A 19,657-nucleotide genomic window follows, 5' to 3' on the forward strand; every position below is an offset into this window, starting at 1 on the left:
AATGGGCGGCAAGGGCTGAGACCGCAGGAAAGAGGGGCAGAGTGTCAGCCGTTGGAGCGTCCGAGGGCAGCCCGTTGCTGGCTGTCCGCAGCCTGACGAAACTTTTTGGTTCGTTTGCCGCATGCAACGGCATCGATCTCGATATCCGGCCCGGCGAAATCCACGCCCTGCTGGGCGAGAACGGCGCCGGAAAATCCACCCTCGTGAAAATGCTCTTCGGCGTGCTTTCGCCGACCAGCGGGCAGATCCTGTGGAAGGGCGAGCCTGTGCGCATCCCGAGCCCCGGCGCTGCACGCCGCCTCGGCATCGGCATGGTTTTCCAGCATTTTTCGCTGTTCGAGGCGCTGACGGTCGCCGAAAACATCGCCCTGTCGCTGAGCCCCGGCATTTCGCTCTCAAAGGTCGCGGAAGAGGCCTCGCGCCTGTCGCATCTCTACGGCCTGCCACTCGATCCGAAGGCCCATGTCGCGGACCTTTCGGTGGGCGAACGCCAGCGCATCGAGATCGTGCGCGCGCTGTTGCAGAACCCGGAGCTCATCATCCTCGACGAGCCGACCTCGGTGCTGACGCCGCAGGAGGCCGACCGGCTGTTCGAGACGCTCGCCAAGCTCAAGGCCGAGGGCCGCTCGGTGCTCTATATCAGCCACCGGCTGGAAGAGGTGCAGCGCATCTGCGACCGCGCGACCGTGCTGCGCCACGGCAAGGTGACCGGCGCCTGCGATCCGCGCCAGGAAACGCCGGCCTCGCTTGCCCGGATGATGGTCGGCAGCGACGTTGCCTCGGTGACGGCCGCCGGCACCAACACCAAGGGCGAGGTGCTGCTCGAAGCCAGTCATCTGAGTGTTCCGGCGCGCACACCCTTTGCCGTTACGCTGAAGAATGTCTGTCTCAAGGTGCGCGGCGGCGAGGTTCTGGCGATCGCCGGCGTTGCCGGCAATGGCCAGGGCGAGCTTTTCGATGCGCTCTCCGGCGAATATCCGGTGGCAGAAGCCTCCGCCGTCACCATCCGCGGCAAGGCGGCCGGCAATCTCGGCATCACGGCGCGGCGCCTGATGGGTGCGGGTTTCGTGCCGGAGGAACGCCATGGCCACGCCGCGGTGCCGGCTTTGCCGCTGTCGGACAATCTCGTGCTGGCGCGCAACCAGTCGGACCGGAAAACCTTCCTTGCCGGCGGTGTTCTCGGCATTATCAAGCACGCTGTCGTGCGCATCGCCTCCAAGCGCATTTCCGAGACGATGGACGTGCGCAAGAGCGGCGAGGACCCGGCGGCCGGTTCGCTTTCCGGCGGCAACCTGCAAAAGTACATTGTCGGACGCGAACTGGACCGCCAGCCGGCCGTGCTGATCGTCAACCAGCCGACCTGGGGCGTGGACGCCGGAGCGGCGAGCCGCATCCGCCAGGCGCTCGTGGATCTCGCGAAATCGGGCTCGGCGGTGCTGGTGATCAGCCAGGATCTCGACGAGATTTTTGAAGTGGCAACGGAAATCGCCGTCGTCAGCGAAGGGCGGCTGTCGGATGTTTACCCGGCTCATGACCTGACCCGCGAAAAGATCGGTCTGCTGATGGGCGGCATGTACGGCAAGACGGAAGGCGGCGAGGTGGCCCATGCGCATTGAACTTGAAAAGCGCGCCAGTCCCTCGACGCTCTTCTCCATCCTGTCGCCATTCTTGGCGCTGGCGCTGACGGTCGTAGCCGGCGGCATCATGTTCGCGCTCATCGGCAAGAGCCCGGTCGCGGCACTCTACTCCTTCTTTATCGAGCCGCTGCTCGACATCTGGTCGCTGCACGAGATCGCCATCAAGGCGGCACCCCTGATCCTGATCGGCGCCGGGCTCTCGGTGTGCTACCGCTCGAACAATTGGAACATCGGCGCCGAGGGGCAGTTCATCGCCGGTGCCATTGCGGGCGCCATCGTGCCGGTTGTCTTCCACGACTGGCACTCGTCACTTGTCCTGCCGCTGATGCTGATTTTCGGCATGATCGGCGGCGCGCTCTATGCCGCCATTCCCGCCTTCCTCAAGGCGCATATGAACACCAACGAGATCCTGACGAGCCTGATGCTGGTCTATATCGCCCAGCTCTTCCTCGACTGGCTGGTGCGCGGGCCATGGCGCAGCCCCGATGCCTATAACTTCCCGGTGACGCGCGATTTCGTGCCGGAGGCCATCCTCCCCGAACTCATCTCCTCGGGCCGCGCCAATCTCGGCTTCGCCTTCGCCATCATCGCCGCCGTCGGGCTGTGGATCATGATGCGCTACACGCTGAAAGGCTTCGAGATCACCGTGCTCGGCCAGTCGGAGCGGGCAGGGCGCTTTGCCGGCTTCTCGTCTAAGCGTATGATATGGTTCTCGATGCTGCTTTCCGGCGCGCTTGCCGGGCTTGCCGGCATTTCGGAGGTCAGCGGCACCATCGGCAAGCTCCAGCCGATCATTTCGCCCGGCTATGGCTTTACCGCCATCATCGTCGCCTTCCTCGGCCGCCTCAATCCGCTCGGCATCATCGCCGCCGGCCTGTTCCTGGCGCTGACCTATGTGGGGGGCGAGGCGGTGCAGTTGACGCTCAGCGTCTCCGACAAGGTCACGCGCGTCTTCCAGGGGCTGCTGCTGTTCTTCGTGCTCTCCTGCGATACGCTGATCCAGTACAAGATCCGGCTGGTCTTCTCGCGGTTCGGCCAGACCACGGAAGGGAGCGCGCACTGATGGGTATCATCGAAGCGATCCTCTTGACCGTCATCACCGCCGCAACACCGCTGGTGCTGGCTTCCCTCGGCGAACTCGTCACCGAGCGGTCGGGCGTGCTCAATCTCGGCGTCGAGGGCATGATGGTGATGGGCGCCGTGCTCGCCTTTGCCGCCACGCAGGCCACCGGCTCGCCCTATATCGGCATTCTCGCCGGCATTGCCTGCGGCGCGGTGTTCTCGCTGCTCTTCGGCTTCCTGACCTTGACGCTCGTCGCCAACCAGGTGGCGACCGGCCTTGCGCTTACCATTCTCGGCCTCGGCGTTTCCGGCCAGATCGGCGAGCCCTATGTCGGCATGTCGGGCATCAAGCTGCAACCGATCGTCATCCCGCTGCTCGCCGATATTCCGTTCCTGGGGCCGCTACTCTTCAAGCAGGACCTGATCTTCTACCTGTCGATCGCGCTGGTCATCGGCGTCAACTGGTTCCTGTTCAAGAGCCGCGCCGGCCTGAAGCTGCGCGCCATCGGCGACAGCCATGGCTCGGCGCATGCGCTCGGCATCCATGTCATCCGCACGCGCTATCTCGCGGTGATGTTCGGCGGCGCCTGTGCCGGGCTTGCCGGTGCGCAGCTCTCGCTCGTCTATACGCCGCAATGGGTGGAGAACATGTCGGCCGGGCGCGGCTGGATTGCGCTGGCGCTCGTCGTCTTCGCCTCGTGGCGGCCCTGGCGGCTGCTTGCGGGCGGCTATCTTTTCGGCGCGGTCTCGATCAGCCAGCTACACGCCCAGGCGTTCGGCATCGGCATTCCCTCGCAGTTTCTGTCGGCGCTTCCCTATGCCGCCACGGTGATCGTGCTCGTCCTGATATCGCACAATCGGCGCACCACGCTGATCAACACGCCCGCCTCGCTCGGCAAGCCCTTCGTGCCCGATCGATAGGAAAACAAGAAAAAGCAACCACTTCTAACCACAGAGGATAAAATGAAGAAAATCATTCTCGCTCTCGCCACCTCGACCGCTGTTCTCGGCTTTGCCGCAGCCGCCAACGCCCAGGACGCCACAAAGATCTGCTTCATCTATGTCGGCTCCAAGACCGACGGCGGCTGGACGCAGGCACATGACATCGGCCGCCAGGCCCTCCAGGCCGAATTCGGCGACAAGATCGAAACGCCGTTCCTGGAAAACGTGCCGGAAGGCCCGGATGCCGAGCGCGCCATCGAGCGCATGGCCCGTTCCGGCTGCGCGCTGGTCTTCACCACGTCCTTCGGCTTCATGGACGCGACCGTCAAGGTTGCCGAAAAATTCCCGGACGTGAAGTTCGAACATGCGACCGGCTTCAAGTCCGGCCCGAACGTCGCGACCTACAATTCGCGCTTCTATGAAGGCCGTTACATCCAGGGCCTGATCGCCGCGAAGATGTCCCAGAAGGGTGTTGCCGGCTACATCGCCTCCTTCCCGATCCCGGAAGTCGTGATGGGCATCAATTCCTTCGTGCACGGCGCGCAGTCGATCAACCCGGACTTCAAGGTCAAGGTCATCTGGGCCAACACCTGGTTCGACCCCGGCAAGGAAGCCGACGCCGCCAAGGCGCTGATCGACCAGGGCGTCGACATCCTGACGCAGCACACCGACACGACCGCGCCGATGCAGGTTGCCGCCGAACGCGGCATCAAGGCCTTCGGCCAGGCATCCGACATGATCAAGGCCGGCCCGGAAACGCAGCTGACCGCCATCGTCGACACCTGGGGCGCCTACTACATCAAGCGCACCAAGGCCGTTCTCGACGGCACCTGGAAGTCGGAGCAGGTCTGGGACGGCCTGAAGGACGGCATCCTCACCATGGCGCCCTACACCAACATGCCGGACGACGTGAAGAAGCTTGCGGAAGAGGCAGAAGCCAAGATCCGCTCCGGCGAACTGCACCCCTTCACTGGCCCGATCAAGAAGCAGGACGGCTCGGATTGGCTGGCTGACGGCGCCGTCTCAGACGACGGCACACTGCTCGGCATGAACTTCTACATCGCCGGCGTCGACGACCAGCTGCCGAAGTAAGGGCTCCGACCCACGACGATACAGGGGCGCCTCGCAAGAGGCGCCTTTTTTCATTGTGAAAGCGGGATGACGCGAACAGACTTTGCGGAATCGGCGACGCACTTTATACCTGCCAGACTGCCCCGGAACAAAATGGGTGTTTTGGGGCGCAGGAGGGGACATACTTGCGCAGGGGTTTGCTTGAGACCGTGATCAGCGGGATGAACACGCGCACCAGCCACGCGCAGGTCGTCAACGAGCTCGGAAGAGCCATCATCGCCGGCGAGTATCCGGTCGGCGCGACTTTGCCCGGCGATGCCGATCTCGCCGCCCGCTTCAAGGTGTCCCGCACGGTCCTGCGCGAGGCGATGAAGACGCTCGCGGCCAAGGGCCTCGTCGTGCCGCGCGCGCGCATCGGCACGCGGGTGACGCCGAACACCCAGTGGAACCTCTTCGACAGCGATATCCTCACTTGGTATTTCGCCGTCGGTGTCAACGAGGATTTTCTGCTGCATCTCTCCGAAGTGCGCCTGGCTTTCGAACCGCATGCGGCGGCCCTTGCGGCGCGCCATGCCTCCGAGGCCGATATCAGCCAGATGATGCGCCTTGCCGTCGCCATGGGCGATCCGGAGCACACGGCGGAAACGCTCGCCATAGCGGACCTGAAATTCCACCTCTCGGTGCTCGAAGCCTCGCGCAATCCCTTCCTGCGCACGCTCGGCAGCCTCATCGAAGCCGGGCTCGTCGGTGCCTTCAAGCTCTCCTCGCCCGCGGCCGACCGCGGCCAGATCGCTGACGTCTCAACCAGCCATATCCGCATCGTCGAGGAGATCGACAAGCGGGATGAGGGTGGCGCCCGACGCGCCATGGAGAACGTCATCAAGGTCGGCCGGGAGCGCGTCGTCGAGGCGCTGCGTGAAGAAAGATAGCGGGGTTCAGGTATACGCCCTTAGCAGGGGAGCGTCTTCCGACAGCTATGCCGATGCTTCGCCCTGAGACGGTGCAGCCAGATTCAGTTCGCCCTGCGTGTCCGCCTCTTCAGACGGTTTTCTCGTTGCCTCCAAGGCAAGCAACTGCTCGGACATGGCGGCGGCAAGCTCGTCTTTCGCAATGATGACGTGATTGGCGCCGAATTGCCGCAGATGGTCCGCCTCCGCCTGGGAGGCCGCGCGCGCCACGATGGCGAGTGCGCCATTCGCAGAACGCGCCTGCTCGATGAGCGTGCCGGCCGCAAAGGCGTCCGGAATGGCGGCTACGAACCAGCGCGCGCCCGCGATATTCGCCTGCGCCAGCACACCGCGATTGCCCGCCGGCTCGCCGATCGCCTCGATGCCCTGTTCGCGCAGCGCTTCGGCAACGCCCGCCCGCTCTTCGATGACGATGAGCGGAATGCCGGCCCCGCGCAGCCGCTCGACGATGCGCCTGCCGACGCCACCGTAGCCCACCACCACCGCGTGGTCGCTGAGCGTCGTCGGCTCCGGCTCGTCTTCGTCCGGTTCCTCCGGCTGTGCGGCCGCATCCTCACCGCCCTCCGTCTCCTCTGCGGCATCCAGTTTTGCGCCGTAATGGTCGACCGCCATGAAGAGCAGCGGGTTGACGAGGATGGAGAACAGCGCGCCCGCGACAACGAGGTCCTGCGCCACGGCCGGCAACAGGTCCAGGCCGACGCCGAGCACGACGAGAATGAAGGAGAATTCACCGATCTGCGCCAGGCTCGCGGCAATGGTGAGCGCGATCGTGCGCGGATAACCGAAGGCCTTGACGATGAGGTAGGCAGCCGCCGACTTGATGAAAACGATGGTGACGAAGGTCGCAAGGATCGCCAGCGGCCGCTCGACGAGGTTGACCGGGTCGAACAGCATGCCGACGGAGACGAAGAACAGCACCGCGAAGGCATCGCGAAGCGGCAGCGTTTCGCGCGCGGCCTGCTGGCTGAGCTGCGATTCCGCCAGCACCATGCCGGCAAAGAAGGCGCCGAGCGCAAAGGACACGCCGAAGAGTTTTGCAGAGCCATAGGCGACGCCGAGCGCAATGGCCAGAACCGAAAGCCGGAACAACTCGCGCGAGCCGGTATGCGCCACGTAATGCAGGATCATCGGAATGACCTTGCGGCCGACGACCAGCATTAGTGCGATGAAGGCCGAGACCTTCAGCGCCGTGACCCCGACCGCCGTCCAGACCGCGCCGATGCCCAGCGCCCGCGTCAGGTCCGGATCGACATCCGCGGTCTGCGCCGTGCCGCCCAGCACGCCGGCAAGCGGCGGCAGCAACACGAGCGTCAGCACCATGACGAGGTCCTCGACGATCAGCCAGCCGACCGCGATGCGCCCCTTTTCCGTCTCCACCATGCGGCGCTCCTGCAGCGCGCGCAGCAGCACGACGGTACTGGCGACGGAGAGCGACAGGCCGAAGACGAAACCGCTGCCTGCGGACCACCCCATCGCAAGCGCCAAAAGCAGGCCGAAGAAGGTCGCGACGACGATCTGGCCGAGCGCGCCCGGAATGGCGATCGCCCGCACCGATAGAAGGTCCTTCAGTGAAAAATGCAGGCCCACACCGAACATCAGCAGGATGACGCCGATTTCCGCCAGTTCGTTTGCCAGTTTCTGATCGGCGACGAAGCCCGGCGTGAAGGGACCTATAACCACGCCGGCCAAAAGGTAGCCGGCTATCGGGGGCAGGCGAAAACGGTGGGCGACCAGCCCCGCGAGGAAGGCGAGGCAGATACCGGCAACCAGCGTGGCGATCAGCGGTGTCGCATGGGGCAAGCGCGTCTATCCTGATTCCGTGGGAATTCAAGAGGATAGGGTAGGGCGGCCCGCTGCCCCGCGCAAGACGCGAATCGGAAAGAACGCGACGCTTCAGTCGTCGTTGCTCGCGTTCAGCTCTTCCGGCCGCATGCCCTCATCCGCCGCTTTGGTTGCGAGTTGGGCCGCTCCCATCGCCTGGTAGAGGTTGAACAGCGATTCGCTGGCGCGCGCCGCAAGGCGGAACCATTCCGTATTGCCGGCAATGGCAGGGTGGTGGAGCAGTTGGTCATCGACGAGATCGAGCACGATCGAGGTGGTGTGCACCGCCTCATGGAAGCCGAAGGAGCCGGAGGTGTAATGCGCCAGCAGTTCCGTCGGCGTCATGGCGCGCTCTTCGGCCAGGATGTCGAGCTGCTTCAGCCGTTCGTCTTCCAGTTCGATGTCGGTGCTTTCCAGCATGGTCCGTCTCCGTTGCCGTCGTCGCGTCAGAAATACTCGATTCGCACATAGCGGTGGATGAGAAGTAACGAACGATCCGGCTGGATGCGATAGGTTTCGACGACCGGGCGACCATATTGGTCATTGAACGTGTGTTCGAACGTGCTGCCGATCGGTGCCTTGGTGAGTTTCGTGCGCGGCTGGCCGTTATAGGTGATGCTGCCGCGAATGGGCTCGACGCCGCCGGAATAACCCGCGGTGCAGGCGGCAAGCGAAAGGGCGGCGAGACAGGCGAGGACTATCCGGACCATGATGATCTCCTTCTGCCTCGAAATCTAGCAGATCGCCGCCGCGCATCCAGATGGAAAAGGGCGGCCGAAGCCGCCCGTTTCGTGTCTCAGCCCTGCGGCGTGAGCGTCACCGACGTGCCGGTGGCGGCAAGGTTCAGGCCGATCTGGCCGCTGACGCTGATCGTCTGCAGGTGGATCGAGCCGGAGGTGCCGCCGACCAGGAGGTTGGTGCCGACGCCGAAGCCGAGCGTGGCTTCCGCCGTGGCGCCCTGGTAGAGGCCGCCGAGCGAACCCTGGTGGTAGCCGGCCGTCGGTGCGAAGACCGCCCAGACGATGCGGCCCTGCGTGGTGAAACCGAGGTCGACGCCCATCTTGCGGATGACGCCGGAATAGGTGTCATGCTCGCCGCGGGTCGACGAGAAGACGCAATCAACGGACTTCGCCGAACCGAGCACGTAACCGACGCCGCCGCCGACATCGCAGGTCAGCATGCCGATCTTGACGCCATCGCGATCGCCGCGGTCGACGGAGACGGGTGCTTCCTCGCGGATAACCATGTCCGCCGCGCCAGCCGTGGTTGCGAGAGCCTGCGCAAGGCTCAGCGCGAGGACTGTTCCAAGCTTCTTGTTCATCTGTGCACTCCTTCTAACTGGCACGATAATGGCGAATCCGGTGCTTTGGTTCCGGTCGCAGCCGCATCTCATGGTGAAGATCGTGGCGGAGTGTGGGCAAGTAACTTTTTGCTAACAAATAGTGCGCACGCATGTGGCCAGCGCCCGCCGGCTGAGGCATTTCAACAACATATGGGGCAGCGAGCGCGCATTCGGCGCGCTCACACCTCGTTGATCGTCGGCAGATGGGTAATCACTTCGTCCCGGCGCTTCTCATCGAGCGGCGCGATATGCGCGTTCCAATAGGCCTCTGCCGCGCGCGTCTCGTGTTTCCACTGCCGCGTGCTGACATGGTTGTCGTCGATCTTCGCGAGCCGGCGGCCGCCGAGGCGGAGATAGTCTGCGGCGAGTTTTGCGGTGGATGTCTGTTCCATGGCCAGCCTCCTTGGTGACGGACCAGAACAGTTCCCGCCGCCCGATTGTTCCGGCAATAAAAAAGGCCGGGGCGAAACCGCACCGACCTTCCTCATCATCACCTGTTCACCCGTGCCAGTACATCCGTGGTCAAAAGCATCAGGTGATGCGGCCATCGCGAGCGGCAGAAGCTTTCCAGCGCTCATCAGCAAGGCCGATGACGGTGATATAGGGGGGCATTGTGTTCAAATCAAGGGTCGTCATCCGGCATTGACGAGACAGGCAAAACTGCTAAAAAGCCGCATCGCCTGAAGGGGCGGCAAACCGGCCCGAAACCCGGTGTTGCGACTTTTCCAAAAACCGGGAAAAGAGCACCCTTCATCGACAGGGAAGAGTGTCCGAGTGGTTTAAGGAACCGGTCTTGAAAACCGGCGTAGGCGAGAGTCTACCGTGGGTTCGAATCCCACCTCTTCCGCCAATTGTCAATAAAATCAGATACTTATACGATTATTTTTTGATTTCCGTATCACCATATATCAAGCTAGTCGAGTCGCCCTAAAATCGTACGTGAGTGCCAGCTTTCACGAACTGCTGATCGCGAAAACCGTCTCACTCAAAGGCAATAATACGCAATTATAGGAACCAGATATCCAGCCTGTCCACGGTGAACTCAAGTTTGCATCCGCGTAGATATTCCATATCAACCAAGTGCCCGTCATCGAGCAGTTTCAAATGTCCTGAAGACAGTTCCGACTTGCCCAGCCTCCCAGTTACAGTATATCCCCAAGCATCGTTAATCTTCACAATCGTCTCTCCGGTCTCCTCACTCACCTCACGGAAAGGCATATGATCAAAAGAGACCATGTACAGTCTGACGGGATAAATATGTCCGATTTGCAACTCATATGGGCACACACTTGCAAAGGCCTTGATCGTGATTTGGCCAATTCTCACGGTCACTGACTCTTCGATGCTCGGATCAATACGCAGCAGTTCCGCGTCCATTATTGCTTCGTCTGACATTATGCACCCCCTGTGATCAATTGGTTTGGTCGCTTCTGGCCCAAGAGCCTCCATTCGGCTTCCGTATCGGACTATAAGGGGTTCAGATTGACTTCGACGTGCCATCATGTCCCATGCTTTGGATTGGCCATCACGAAATGTTCGGTAGTACCAAGGCTGGCCTTGTGCAACACCGCCCCAGGTTACTCATCAGCGAAAAAGCCCCAAGGCAAGTTAGACCGTGAGGCTCTTCCTCAGGTGGCAGCATCATAAAGCTCTTTCAGTTCGACAAGGTCTTCAGAAAGCATGCTGCCATAAAGAACCACTGCTTAGAGCCACCGGACCGCACGCGAAGATAAAGACCGTCGCCATTTTCAAAAACTTACGAAAACAATCGGACACCTCTTCCGCCATTACCCTGCTACTTTTCCCGACTTGTTGCTGACGCATTGTCATCCTAGAATTCCCGTGCAGCCCAAAGCGATTTGTCGGCTGGATGCGAGATAAGGGGAGGCAGCGATGGACGTGCTTCGAGACCCCACGCATATCGGCATGTTTGAACCGCAGGATCTCGATATCCTGAAAGGTGTTTTCACCCGGTTGACGGCAGCCAAGAGCCCCGGGCTCGACGAGGCGCGGGAGCGATCGCTGGCGCGCTCGATCATCACGCTGTACCGACACGGCGTGCGCGATCCCGAACAGCTCTTCGACGTGCTGCATATCCAGACATCCTGAAGTTTTGAACCGCGCCGATGTGGCCGAAGCTCGCGGACAGCAACGCGGGCGTTTTAACCATATGGAAACCATAATTCATCGAAGCTGGCGGTGGGCTTCCTATCCATTCGCAATTTTGCCATGTTATTGGCATGATTAACGTACTGTTATTTACTGAGTGGCATTGACGGCCGGCTTGCAGGGGCAAGGCAGGTTGACTGGCGCACCGTCGGGGACAATAGCGGCGTGGGACATAAAAACTTCGAGAAGAACGTGACCCGGTTTGGCATGGGCCTGCGGTTGCTGGCTATTCCGCTGGTCTGTGCGGGCCTTGCGGCCTGTGCCACGACGACACCGGCGCCCACCAAGAAGAAGGTGCGCGGCAAGGAATATTTCTCCGAATCCGAATATGGCGTGAAGGCGAGCCCGCGCGTCGTCGAGGACGGGCAGGCCGTGCCGAAGGGCGGCGGCCGCTACCAGCTCGGCAAGGCCTATCAGGTCCGCGGCAAGTGGTACAAGCCGCGCGAAGAGCCCGGCTATAACAAGACCGGCCTCGCATCCTGGTACGGCTCCGCCTTCCACGGCCGCAGGACGGCGAATGGCGAGGTCTACGACCGCTACCATCTTTCCGCCGCGCACCCGACATTCCCGCTGCCGAGTTATGCCCGCGTCACGAACATGGAGAACGGCACGTCAGTCGTCGTTCGCGTCAACGATCGCGGCCCGTTCCATGAAGGCCGCGTGATCGACGTTTCCTCGAAGACCGCCGACCTGCTCGACATGAAGCGCACCGGCACGGCCAAGGTGCGCGTGCAATATGTCGGCAAGGCGCCGCTCGAGGGCAACGACATGCCCTATCTGATGGCATCGTACGTCACCAAGGGCTCTCGCGTGCCGGCGGTCGATCCGGGTGGCCAGATCGCGACGGGCGTGATGGTGGCTTCCGCCGATGACAGCGCGCTGCCGGGTGTGGGTGAGGGCACGCTTACCGTTCCCGAACAGAGCACGATGACGGCGCTCGCCAAGACAACGCCGACGACGGACGCCTTCCAGGCGATGGGACAGTTCGTCATGCTGCCGGAAATCGGCCCGCTGCCGATGGAACGGCCGAATTTCGTGCCCGACCTTTCGACCGAGCCGAGCTATGCCGCCGCCTATGCGGACGAGCGCGTGCGCGACGCGGCCGGCGCCTTCGACGCCATCCTGACGATCGACGGAAAACTCACGCCGCTCTCCGCACTCGCCGACAACGCGGGCTGATCGCCCGCGTCCCCAAAGCCGTTTGCGCAATGCAGGCGGCTGTGGGAGTGTGACGACATCCCGGAGTCGCCATGCATCGCCGCCTTTTCGCCGTCGTCGTTTTTTCCCTGTTCTTCATCAGCGTTGCGCACGCCCAGTCCGCGGCGCCGCAAGCCGGCTTCGACGTTAAGGCGAAGCAGGTCTATCTCATCGAGGCGCAAACCGGCACGGTTCTGTTCGCCCGCGCCGAGGACGATGCGGTCCCGGCCGCCTCGCTCGCCAAGCTTATGACCATGGCCACGGTGTTCAAGGCGCTTGCCGAGGGCGGCATCACGCTTGAGACGCAATATCCCGTGACCGAATATGCCTGGCGGACCGGCGGCGCGCCGTCGCGCACCTCCACCATGTTTGCCGCGCTGAAATCGAATGTACGCGTGGAGGACCTGATCCGCGGCGTCACGGTTCAGTTCGCCAACGATGCCTGCATCATCCTGGGCGAAGGCATTGCCGGCTCGGAGAGCGCGTTCGCTGAACGCATGACGGAGGAGGCGCGGGCGCTCGGGCTGGTGAAATCGAACTTCGCCAATGCGACCGGCCTGCCGAACCCGGAAAACAAGGTGACGATGCGCGAGATGGTGCTGCTCGCGCGCCACCTGCAGACCACCTATCCGCAGCATATGCGCTACTATCTCGAACCGGAATTCGAGTGGAACAAGATCAAGCAGCGCAACCGCAATCCGCTGCTGGCGCTAAATATCGGCGTAACGGGCTTCGTCACCGGCTTTTCGGAGGAGGGCGGGTATTCGATCGTCGCGGCGGTCAACCGGGATGGCAAACACCTGCTGCTCGCCATGGGCGGCCTGGAAAACGAAAAGACGCGCATCGAGGAATCCCGCCGCATCATTGAATGGGCGCTCTCTTCCTTTGAACGGCGCACGCTGTTCAAGGAGGGCGAGGCCATTGCGGATGCGAGCGTCTATGGCGGCGATGCCTCGACGGTGCCGCTGGTCGCCGGCGAGCAGGTGGACGTGTTTCTGCCGAAGGACAATTCGCAGCGCCTCGTCGCGCGCGTCGTCTATAGCTGGCCGGTGCGCGCGCCGGTGACGCCGGGGCAGGCGGTCGGCACGCTGAAAATCTGGAACGACAAGCAGCTTTTGCGCGAGGTGCCGGTGAAGACGGCAGGCACGGTGGGCGAGGGCACGCTGCGGGTGCGCGCGCTCGATGCGCTGATCGAACTCTTCTTCTTCTGGATTTGAAAGGGCGAAGCGGGGCGAAAAGCGTTTCGCCGGCCGGAAACATGGGTTAGTAGTGATCCCGAGTCATCCCGGCCTTTGCCGGACATTGCCAGGGAAATGGAAGTAGGATTTGTCTGCCGCACCGGGTTTGTTTGTCACGTTCGAAGGCGGCGAGGGCGCCGGAAAGTCGACGCAGATCCGGCTTCTGGCGGCAGCCTTGCGTGAACGCGGCCTCACCGTGCTGATGACGCGCGAGCCCGGCGGCTCCAAGGGGGCGGAAGCCGTTCGCCACGTTCTGCTTTCGGGAGCGGCGGAGCCGTACGGCATTCGCATGGAGGCCGTGCTCTTTGCCGCCGCGCGCAGCGATCATGTCGAGCAGGTCATCCGCCCGGCGCTTGCGGCGGGCACCGTCGTGCTCTGCGACCGCTTCATGGATTCTTCCCGCGTCTATCAGGGCATCACCGGCAATCTGGAGCAACCCTTCATCGAGGCGCTGGAGCGCGTGGCCATTAATGGCGTCGTTCCGGATTGCACGATCATCTTCGACCTGCCGGCCGCCATCGGCCTGGAACGCGCCCGCGAGCGCAGCACCGGGGCGGGCGAGAGCGCCGAGCCCGATCGCTTCGAGAAGGAAGAGCTGGAAACGCACGAAAAACGCCGCGAAGCCTTCCTCGACATCGCCGAGCGCGAGCCGCTGCGCTGCCGCGTGGTGGATGCGACGGAGACGCAGGAGGTGATCGCGGCGCAGGTGCTTTCCATCGTCGAGACGCTGCTGCCGATCACGGCCGAGGGTCGGCCGGAGCATGTCTCGTGAGCGACGAGCGGCCAGGCATTCTCGACGGCGCGGTCCATCCCGCCGAGCAGACGAAGCTTTTCGGCCACGCCGAGGCCGAAGCCTTCCTGGCGCGCTCCTATCGCTCCGGCAAGGGGCATCACGCCATCCTGATCGAGGGGCCGCAGGGCATCGGCAAGGCGACGCTCGCCTTCCGCTTCGCAAACCACGTTCTGCACCACCCGGAGCCCGCAGAGGCGCCGGAGACCATGGCAGACCCATCGCGCGCAGCCGCGATCACCCGCCAGCTGGCGGCCGGCGCTTCGCACAACCTGCTACATCTCTCCCGCCCGGTCGACGAGAAAACCGGCAAGATGAAATCGGCCATCACAGTGGACGAGGTGCGCAAGGCCGGCAAATTCCTGGCGCAGACCTCGGGCACCGGCAACTGGCGCATCATCATCATCGACCCGGCGGATGACCTGAACCGCAACGCCGCCAATGCCATCCTGAAAATCCTCGAAGAGCCGCCCAAACGCTCGCTCTTCCTCGTCTTGACCCACGCGCCAGGAAAGCTTCTGCCGACGATCCGCTCGCGCTGCCTGCCGCTGACGCTGTCGCCGCTTTCGGAAAACGACCTTGCCGCCGCGCTGGAAAGCCTCGGCGCTGCACCTTCGGGCCCGCGGGCAGGGGATGTGCTCTCCGCCGCCCGGGGCAGTGTTTCCGAGGCGCTGAAGCTGGTGAACTACGGCGGCTTCGACATCGTCGAGGCTTTTCGCACCATCGTCGCGGCCCCGGTTGAGCCGCCGCGCCGCGACGTGCACAAGCTTGCCGACGTGCTTTCGGCAAAGGACAGCGACACGGTCTTCTCCTTCTTCTGCCAGCACGCCACCGATTTCGTGACCGACGCCGCCCGCGCCGCCGCCCTTGCCGGCGACATTTCCCGCGCCGACCGCCTCGCCCAGCTCGCCTCGTTGCTCAACGAGCGCATCACCGTTGCGCAGGCCTATAATCTCGATCGAAAACAGACGATCATCAGCGTGCTCGACGACATCCGCGCCTCGCTTTAAGTCAACTTGCTGTTTCCCTCTCCGCCCGCATGGTCTAATACCTTGCGGCATTGCACAACCGAAGACAGAACGCACCCATGACCGACACGTCCCGTTTCTACATCACGACCGCCATTTCCTATCCGAACGGCAAGCCGCATATCGGCCATGCCTACGAGCTAATCGCGACGGATGCCATGGCGCGTTACCAGCGGCTCGATGGACGCGATGTATTCTTTCTGACGGGAACGGACGAACACGGCCAGAAGATGCAGCAGACGGCGCGCAAGGAGGGCATTTCCCCGCGGGAGCTTGCCGATCGGAATTCGAAAGAATTCAAGGATATGGCCGTTCTTCTTAATGCGTCGAACGATGATTTCATCCGCACCACCGAAGAGCGCCACTACGAGGCCTGCGCCGAGATCTGGCGCCGCATGGCCGCCAATGGCGACATCTACAAGGACAGCTATGCCGGCTGGTATTCCGTGCGCGACGAGGCCTATTACCAGGAAAACGAGACGGAAAAGCGCGACGACGGCGTGCGCTACGGACCCCAGGGCACGCCTGTCGAATGGGTGGAGGAGGAGAGCTATTTCTTCCGCCTGTCCGCCTACCAGGACAAGCTCCTCAAGCACTACGAGGACAACCCGGACTTCATCGGCCCGGCCGAGCGCCGCAACGAGGTGATCTCCTTCGTGAAGTCCGGCCTCAAGGACCTCTCCATGTCGCGCACGACCTTCGACTGGGGCATTCCGGTCCCGGGCGATCCGGCGCATGTCATGTATGTCTGGGTCGACGCGCTGACCAACTATATCACTGCGACCGGTTACTTGACGGACCCGGAAGGCCCGCTGGCAAAATACTGGCCGGCGAACATCCACATCATCGGCAAGGACATCATCCGCTTCCACGCCGTTTATTGGCCGGCCTTCCTCATGTCGGCCGGCGTGCCGCTGCCCGAACGCGTCTTCGCGCATGGCTTCCTGCTCAACAAGGGCGAGAAGATGTCGAAGTCGCTCGGCAACGTGGTCGATCCGGTCAACCTGGTGAACCACTTCGGCCTCGACCCGATCCGCTACTTCTTCCTGCGCGAGGTCTCCTTCGGCCAGGACGGCAGCTACAGCGAGGAGGGCATTGCGACCCGCATCAATTCCGACCTCGCCAACGGCATCGGCAACCTCGCCAGCCGCTCGCTGTCGATGATCGTGAAGAACTGCGACGGCAAGGTGCCCGACTGCGGCGAACTCACCGACGCCGACCGCGCGATGCTCGCTTCCGTCGATGCGCTCTATGCGCTGACCCGCGAGGAAATGGGCCGGCAGCAGATCCACAAGGCGCTGGCCGCGATCATCGCCGTCGTCTCGGAGGCCGACCGCTACTTCGCCGGCGAGGCGCCCTGGGCGCTGAAGAAGACCGATCCGGTCCGCATGGGCACCGTGCTCTACGTGACGGCGGAAGTCGTGCGCCAGATCGCGATCCTGCTGCAGCCGTTCATGCCGAAATCCAGCCGCAAGATGCTCGATCTCGTCGCGTCCCCCGTCGAAAAGCGCGATTTCGCGGCGCTCGGCGAGGCCGGCCGTCTTGTCAGCGGGACGCCGCTGGAGGCGCCGACGCCGGTCTTCCCGCGCTACGTGGCGCCCGAGGCCTGACGCGGCGATGCTGATCGACACCCATTGCCATCTGGATTTTCCGGATTTCGAAGCGGAGCGCGACGACATCGTCGCGCGGGCGCACGCGGCCGGCGTCAAGCAGATGATCACGATTTCGACGCGGGTGCGGAAATTCCCGACGATCCTGGCGATCGCCGAAAAATACCCGTCGGTCTTCTGCTCGGTCGGCACGCATCCGCACAATGCGGACGAGGAGCTGGATGTCTCCGTTGCGGAGCTCGTCGAGCTCTCGAAGCATCCGCGTGTCGTGGCGATCGGCGAGGCGGGCCTCGACTATTTCTACGACAACGCGCCGCGCGACGCGCAGGCGACCGGCCTTGTCAACCACATCGCCGCCGCGCGCGAGACCGGCCTGCCGCTCGTCATCCACAGCCGCTCGGCGGATGAGGACATGGCGGCGATCCTAACGGCGGAAACGGGCAAGGGCGCCTTCCCCTTCCTGCTGCATTGTTTCTCTTCCGGCCCGGACCTGGCGCGCATCGGCGTCGAGCTCGGCGGCTATGTCTCGTTTTCCGGCATTCTGACGTTCCCGAAATCGGAAGAGCTGCGCGATATCGCCAAGACCGTGCCGCTCGAGCGCATGCTGGTGGAAACCGACGCCCCCTACCTCGCGCCAAAACCGTTCCGCGGAAAGCGCAACGAGCCGGCCTATGTGGCGCACACCGCCGCGGTGCTCGCCGAGACCATTGGCGTCAGCGCGGAAGAGATCGCGCGCATCACGACCGAAAACGCCTTCCGCGTCTTCTCGAAGATGCCGCGGGTGTAGCGGTGGTCTACCGGCGACGCTTCACCATTCTCGGCTGCGGCTCGTCGCCCGGCGTGCCGCGCATCACCGGCGATTGGGGTGCCTGCGATCCCGCCAACCCCAAAAACCGCCGCACCCGCGCGGCCTTCCTCGTCGAGCAGTTCGGGCCGCTCGGCTGCACCACCGTCGTCATCGATACCGGGCCGGATTTCCGCACGCAGATGATCGCCGCGGGCGTCGAGAACATCGATGCGGTGCTCTACACGCATGCCCATGCCGACCATATCCACGGCATCGACGATATCCGCGGTTTCGTGCTGCTCAATCGCAAGCAGGTGCCGATCTGGGCGGATGTCATCACCATGGAGCGTATCCGCGAGGGTTTCGGCTATTGCCTGAAGACGCCGGCGGGCAGCATGTATCCGCCGATCGTGACGGAGAACTTGATCGAGCCGATGGACGCGCCGGTGACGATAACGGGAGCAGGGGACTCGATCGTGTTTCAGCCCCTGCTCCAGGTGCACGGCTCGATCCATTCGCTGGGGTTTCGCATCGGTGACATCGCCTATTGCAGTGATATCAGCGACTTTCCGGACGAGACGGTCCCACGGCTGAAAGACCTCGACGTGCTGATCGTCGATGCGCTGCAATATCGCTTCCATTCGAGCCATCTGTCGCTCAGCCAGGCGCTGGAATGGATCGAACGCCTGAAGCCGGCGCGCGCCATCCTGACCCATATGCATGTGCCGCTCGACTACGACACCGTGCAAAAAGAAACGCCGGCCCATGTGGAACCGGCGTTTGATGGCTTGAGTTTCGAGGTCGAACTCGCCGACGATCAGGCGAAGTAAGGTGCCAGATTCTTGCGGATACGGTCCAGCACGGTCGCGCCGGAGAGATCCGGCACGAAGGTCTTTCCGGTAATCTGTTCAAAGGCCTGGATGTAAACCTTCGAGGTCTGCTCGACCAGGTCGCGCGGGATTTCCGGAATCGGATCCTTGTAGGGATCGCAGCGCTCGGTGACCCAGGCGCGCACAAAGTCCTTGTCGAAGCTCGCCGGGCGGCCACCCTTGGCAAAACTCTCTTCGTAGCTCTCGGCGATCCAGTAGCGGCTCGAATCCGGCGTGTGGATCTCGTCGGCCAGCACGATGCGGCCGTCCTTGTCCGTGCCGAATTCGTATTTGGTGTCGACGAGGATGAGGCCGCGCTCGGCGGCGCGCGCCTGGCCGCGTGCAAAGAGCGACAGCGCATAACGCGACACCGTTTCCCATTGCTCGGCCGTCAGCAGGCCCTGGGCAAGGATTTCCTCGCCGGAAAGCGGTTCGTCATGCCCGCCGTCAAAGGCCTTGCTGGTGGGCGTGATGATCGGCTCGGGCAGTTTCTCGTTGTCGCGAAGACCGTCCGGCAGGGTGATGCCGTACATCTGGCGTTCGCCCTTGCGGTACTTCGTCAGGATCGAGGTGCTGGTGGTTCCAGCGAGATAACCGCGCACAACGACCTCGACCGGCAGGATATCGAGCCGCGTGCCGATGACGACGTTCGGGTCCGGATAGGCCAGCACATGGTTCGGGCAGATATCGGCGGTTTCCTCGAACCAGTAGCGCGCCGTCTGCGTCAGCACCTGGCCCTTATAGGGAATGGCCGTCAGGATGACGTCGAAGGCGCTGAGCCGATCCGTCGCGATGATGATGCGGCTGCCATCGGCCAGGTCGTAATTCTCGCGGACCTTGCCGTTGTAGCGGTTCGGCAGTTCCGGAATGTGGGCGTCGGAGAGAATGCGCAACTCGCTCATCGGTGCAGGCTTTCGCTGTTGGTTCCGTCTGCCGTTTCGCTTAAGGCTGTGAGAGGTGCCGGGTCAAGGCGGAAACCGGATTTCCAGCGTCTTTGGGCGTTTCGGCATATCATTTAGTTCCATAATCTATCTTATCCGACTTATGGGTGTAGCCGCAAAGTTAGAATGTCCTGTTTCTGCAAAGTTGGAATGTCACACTCCCCGGGTCTGAATGACGTCTGGGA

At 63.0% G+C, this 19,657-nt stretch carries 21 protein-coding genes and 1 tRNA gene; 15 read left to right on the forward strand and 7 right to left on the reverse strand.

All coding sequences use genetic code 11. The features are described from left to right. Positions 1-41 precede the first annotated feature (41 nt). The 5 genes from AC1Q6Z_RS24555 to AC1Q6Z_RS24575 all read left to right on the forward strand — a co-directional run bounded on the left by AC1Q6Z_RS24555 (position 42) and on the right by AC1Q6Z_RS24575 (position 5,641). Positions 42-1,616, forward strand: a complete 1,575-nt coding sequence (locus tag AC1Q6Z_RS24555; protein WP_492649617.1) for an ABC transporter ATP-binding protein — start codon at positions 42-44, stop codon at positions 1,614-1,616. Beyond that, positions 1,606-2,700, forward strand: coding sequence for an ABC transporter permease (locus AC1Q6Z_RS24560; RefSeq protein WP_492649618.1), 1,095 nt, complete (start codon positions 1,606-1,608; stop codon positions 2,698-2,700). Before AC1Q6Z_RS24555 ends, AC1Q6Z_RS24560 begins: the two co-directional genes overlap by 11 nt. Beyond that, positions 2,700-3,620: an ABC transporter permease gene (locus AC1Q6Z_RS24565; RefSeq protein WP_492649619.1), complete on the forward strand. Its 921-nt coding sequence runs from the start codon at positions 2,700-2,702 to the stop codon at positions 3,618-3,620. The genes AC1Q6Z_RS24560 and AC1Q6Z_RS24565 overlap by 1 nt, the downstream gene beginning before the upstream one ends. A gap of 42 nt (positions 3,621-3,662) precedes the next feature. Continuing rightward, positions 3,663-4,733, forward strand: a complete 1,071-nt coding sequence (locus AC1Q6Z_RS24570) for a BMP family ABC transporter substrate-binding protein (RefSeq protein ID WP_439630939.1) — start codon at positions 3,663-3,665, stop codon at positions 4,731-4,733. 200 nt (positions 4,734-4,933) lie between these two features. After that, the gene (locus tag AC1Q6Z_RS24575; RefSeq protein WP_256116185.1) at positions 4,934-5,641 is read left to right on the forward strand and encodes a FadR/GntR family transcriptional regulator; all 708 of its coding nucleotides are present in this window, start codon (positions 4,934-4,936) and stop codon (positions 5,639-5,641) included. 45 nt (positions 5,642-5,686) lie between these two features. Here the strand turns inward: AC1Q6Z_RS24575 and AC1Q6Z_RS24580 are convergent, their stop codons facing one another. From AC1Q6Z_RS24580 to AC1Q6Z_RS24600, 5 genes are all read right to left on the reverse strand, one after another. Continuing rightward, the gene (locus AC1Q6Z_RS24580; protein WP_492649620.1) at positions 5,687-7,480 is read right to left on the reverse strand and encodes a cation:proton antiporter domain-containing protein; all 1,794 of its coding nucleotides are present in this window, start codon (positions 7,478-7,480) and stop codon (positions 5,687-5,689) included. Between the two features lie 93 nt (positions 7,481-7,573). Then, positions 7,574-7,921 (reverse strand): hypothetical protein, encoded by a 348-nt coding sequence (locus AC1Q6Z_RS24585; protein WP_439630935.1) that lies wholly within the window; start codon positions 7,919-7,921, stop codon positions 7,574-7,576. Positions 7,922-7,947: 26 nt separating this feature from the next. Beyond that, positions 7,948-8,211 carry a hypothetical protein gene (locus AC1Q6Z_RS24590; protein WP_492649621.1) on the reverse strand — a complete coding sequence of 88 codons (264 nt, stop codon included), beginning with the start codon at positions 8,209-8,211 and terminating at the stop codon, positions 7,948-7,950. 86 nt (positions 8,212-8,297) lie between these two features. Continuing rightward, positions 8,298-8,822 (reverse strand): DUF992 domain-containing protein, encoded by a 525-nt coding sequence (locus AC1Q6Z_RS24595; protein WP_256115900.1) that lies wholly within the window; start codon positions 8,820-8,822, stop codon positions 8,298-8,300. Positions 8,823-9,022: 200 nt separating this feature from the next. Then, positions 9,023-9,235, reverse strand: coding sequence for a hypothetical protein (locus AC1Q6Z_RS24600; protein WP_256115902.1), 213 nt, complete (start codon positions 9,233-9,235; stop codon positions 9,023-9,025). On the opposite strand from AC1Q6Z_RS24600, the gene AC1Q6Z_RS24605 reads away from it, so the two are divergent. Both AC1Q6Z_RS24605 and AC1Q6Z_RS24610 read left to right on the forward strand, forming a co-directional pair. Next, positions 9,234-9,527, forward strand: coding sequence for a hypothetical protein (locus tag AC1Q6Z_RS24605; RefSeq protein WP_492649622.1), 294 nt, complete (start codon positions 9,234-9,236; stop codon positions 9,525-9,527). The genes AC1Q6Z_RS24600 and AC1Q6Z_RS24605 overlap by 2 nt on opposite strands. A gap of 76 nt (positions 9,528-9,603) precedes the next feature. Beyond that, positions 9,604-9,693: transfer RNA gene (locus AC1Q6Z_RS24610), tRNA-Ser, on the forward strand. Between the two features lie 155 nt (positions 9,694-9,848). On the opposite strand, the gene AC1Q6Z_RS24615 is transcribed toward AC1Q6Z_RS24610, so the two are convergent. Beyond that, positions 9,849-10,238, reverse strand: a complete 390-nt coding sequence (locus AC1Q6Z_RS24615; protein WP_492649623.1) for a UCP019853 family protein — start codon at positions 10,236-10,238, stop codon at positions 9,849-9,851. A 498-nt stretch (positions 10,239-10,736) separates the two neighbouring features. Here AC1Q6Z_RS24615 and AC1Q6Z_RS24620 point away from each other — a divergent pair, with 498 nt between their 5' ends. The 8 genes from AC1Q6Z_RS24620 to AC1Q6Z_RS24655 all read left to right on the forward strand — a co-directional run bounded on the left by AC1Q6Z_RS24620 (position 10,737) and on the right by AC1Q6Z_RS24655 (position 18,492). Next, on the forward strand, positions 10,737-10,952 hold the full coding sequence (locus AC1Q6Z_RS24620) for a hypothetical protein (protein WP_256115904.1): 216 nt from the start codon (positions 10,737-10,739) through the stop codon (positions 10,950-10,952). Positions 10,953-11,219: 267 nt separating this feature from the next. Then, the gene (locus AC1Q6Z_RS24625) at positions 11,220-12,191 is read left to right on the forward strand and encodes a septal ring lytic transglycosylase RlpA family protein (RefSeq protein WP_492649636.1); all 972 of its coding nucleotides are present in this window, start codon (positions 11,220-11,222) and stop codon (positions 12,189-12,191) included. 71 nt (positions 12,192-12,262) lie between these two features. Continuing rightward, on the forward strand, positions 12,263-13,426 hold the full coding sequence (locus AC1Q6Z_RS24630; protein WP_492649624.1) for a D-alanyl-D-alanine carboxypeptidase family protein: 1,164 nt from the start codon (positions 12,263-12,265) through the stop codon (positions 13,424-13,426). Between the two features lie 109 nt (positions 13,427-13,535). After that, positions 13,536-14,219 carry a dTMP kinase gene (gene tmk / locus AC1Q6Z_RS24635; protein ID WP_492649625.1) on the forward strand — a complete coding sequence of 228 codons (684 nt, stop codon included), beginning with the start codon at positions 13,536-13,538 and terminating at the stop codon, positions 14,217-14,219. Further along, positions 14,216-15,247: a DNA polymerase III subunit delta' gene (locus tag AC1Q6Z_RS24640; RefSeq protein ID WP_492649626.1), complete on the forward strand. Its 1,032-nt coding sequence runs from the start codon at positions 14,216-14,218 to the stop codon at positions 15,245-15,247. The genes tmk and AC1Q6Z_RS24640 overlap by 4 nt, the downstream gene beginning before the upstream one ends. Positions 15,248-15,324: 77 nt before the next feature. After that, complete coding sequence (gene metG / locus AC1Q6Z_RS24645; RefSeq protein ID WP_492649627.1) at positions 15,325-16,875, forward strand: methionine--tRNA ligase; 1,551 nt, start codon at positions 15,325-15,327, stop codon at positions 16,873-16,875. A gap of 7 nt (positions 16,876-16,882) precedes the next feature. Further along, entirely contained in the window at positions 16,883-17,662 is a 780-nt protein-coding gene (locus AC1Q6Z_RS24650; protein ID WP_492649628.1) for a TatD family hydrolase, read from the forward strand. Between the two features lie 2 nt (positions 17,663-17,664). After that, positions 17,665-18,492, forward strand: a complete 828-nt coding sequence (locus tag AC1Q6Z_RS24655; RefSeq protein WP_492649629.1) for an MBL fold metallo-hydrolase — start codon at positions 17,665-17,667, stop codon at positions 18,490-18,492. On the opposite strand, the gene AC1Q6Z_RS24660 is transcribed toward AC1Q6Z_RS24655, so the two are convergent. Further along, positions 18,480-19,424: a phosphoribosylaminoimidazolesuccinocarboxamide synthase gene (locus AC1Q6Z_RS24660; RefSeq protein ID WP_492649637.1), complete on the reverse strand. Its 945-nt coding sequence runs from the start codon at positions 19,422-19,424 to the stop codon at positions 18,480-18,482. The two genes, AC1Q6Z_RS24655 and AC1Q6Z_RS24660, sit on opposite strands and share 13 nt — an antisense overlap. Between the last annotated feature and the right edge of the window lie 233 nt (positions 19,425-19,657).

The sequence above is a fragment of the Shinella sp. GW835-FHT14H05 genome, assembly GCF_058793575.1.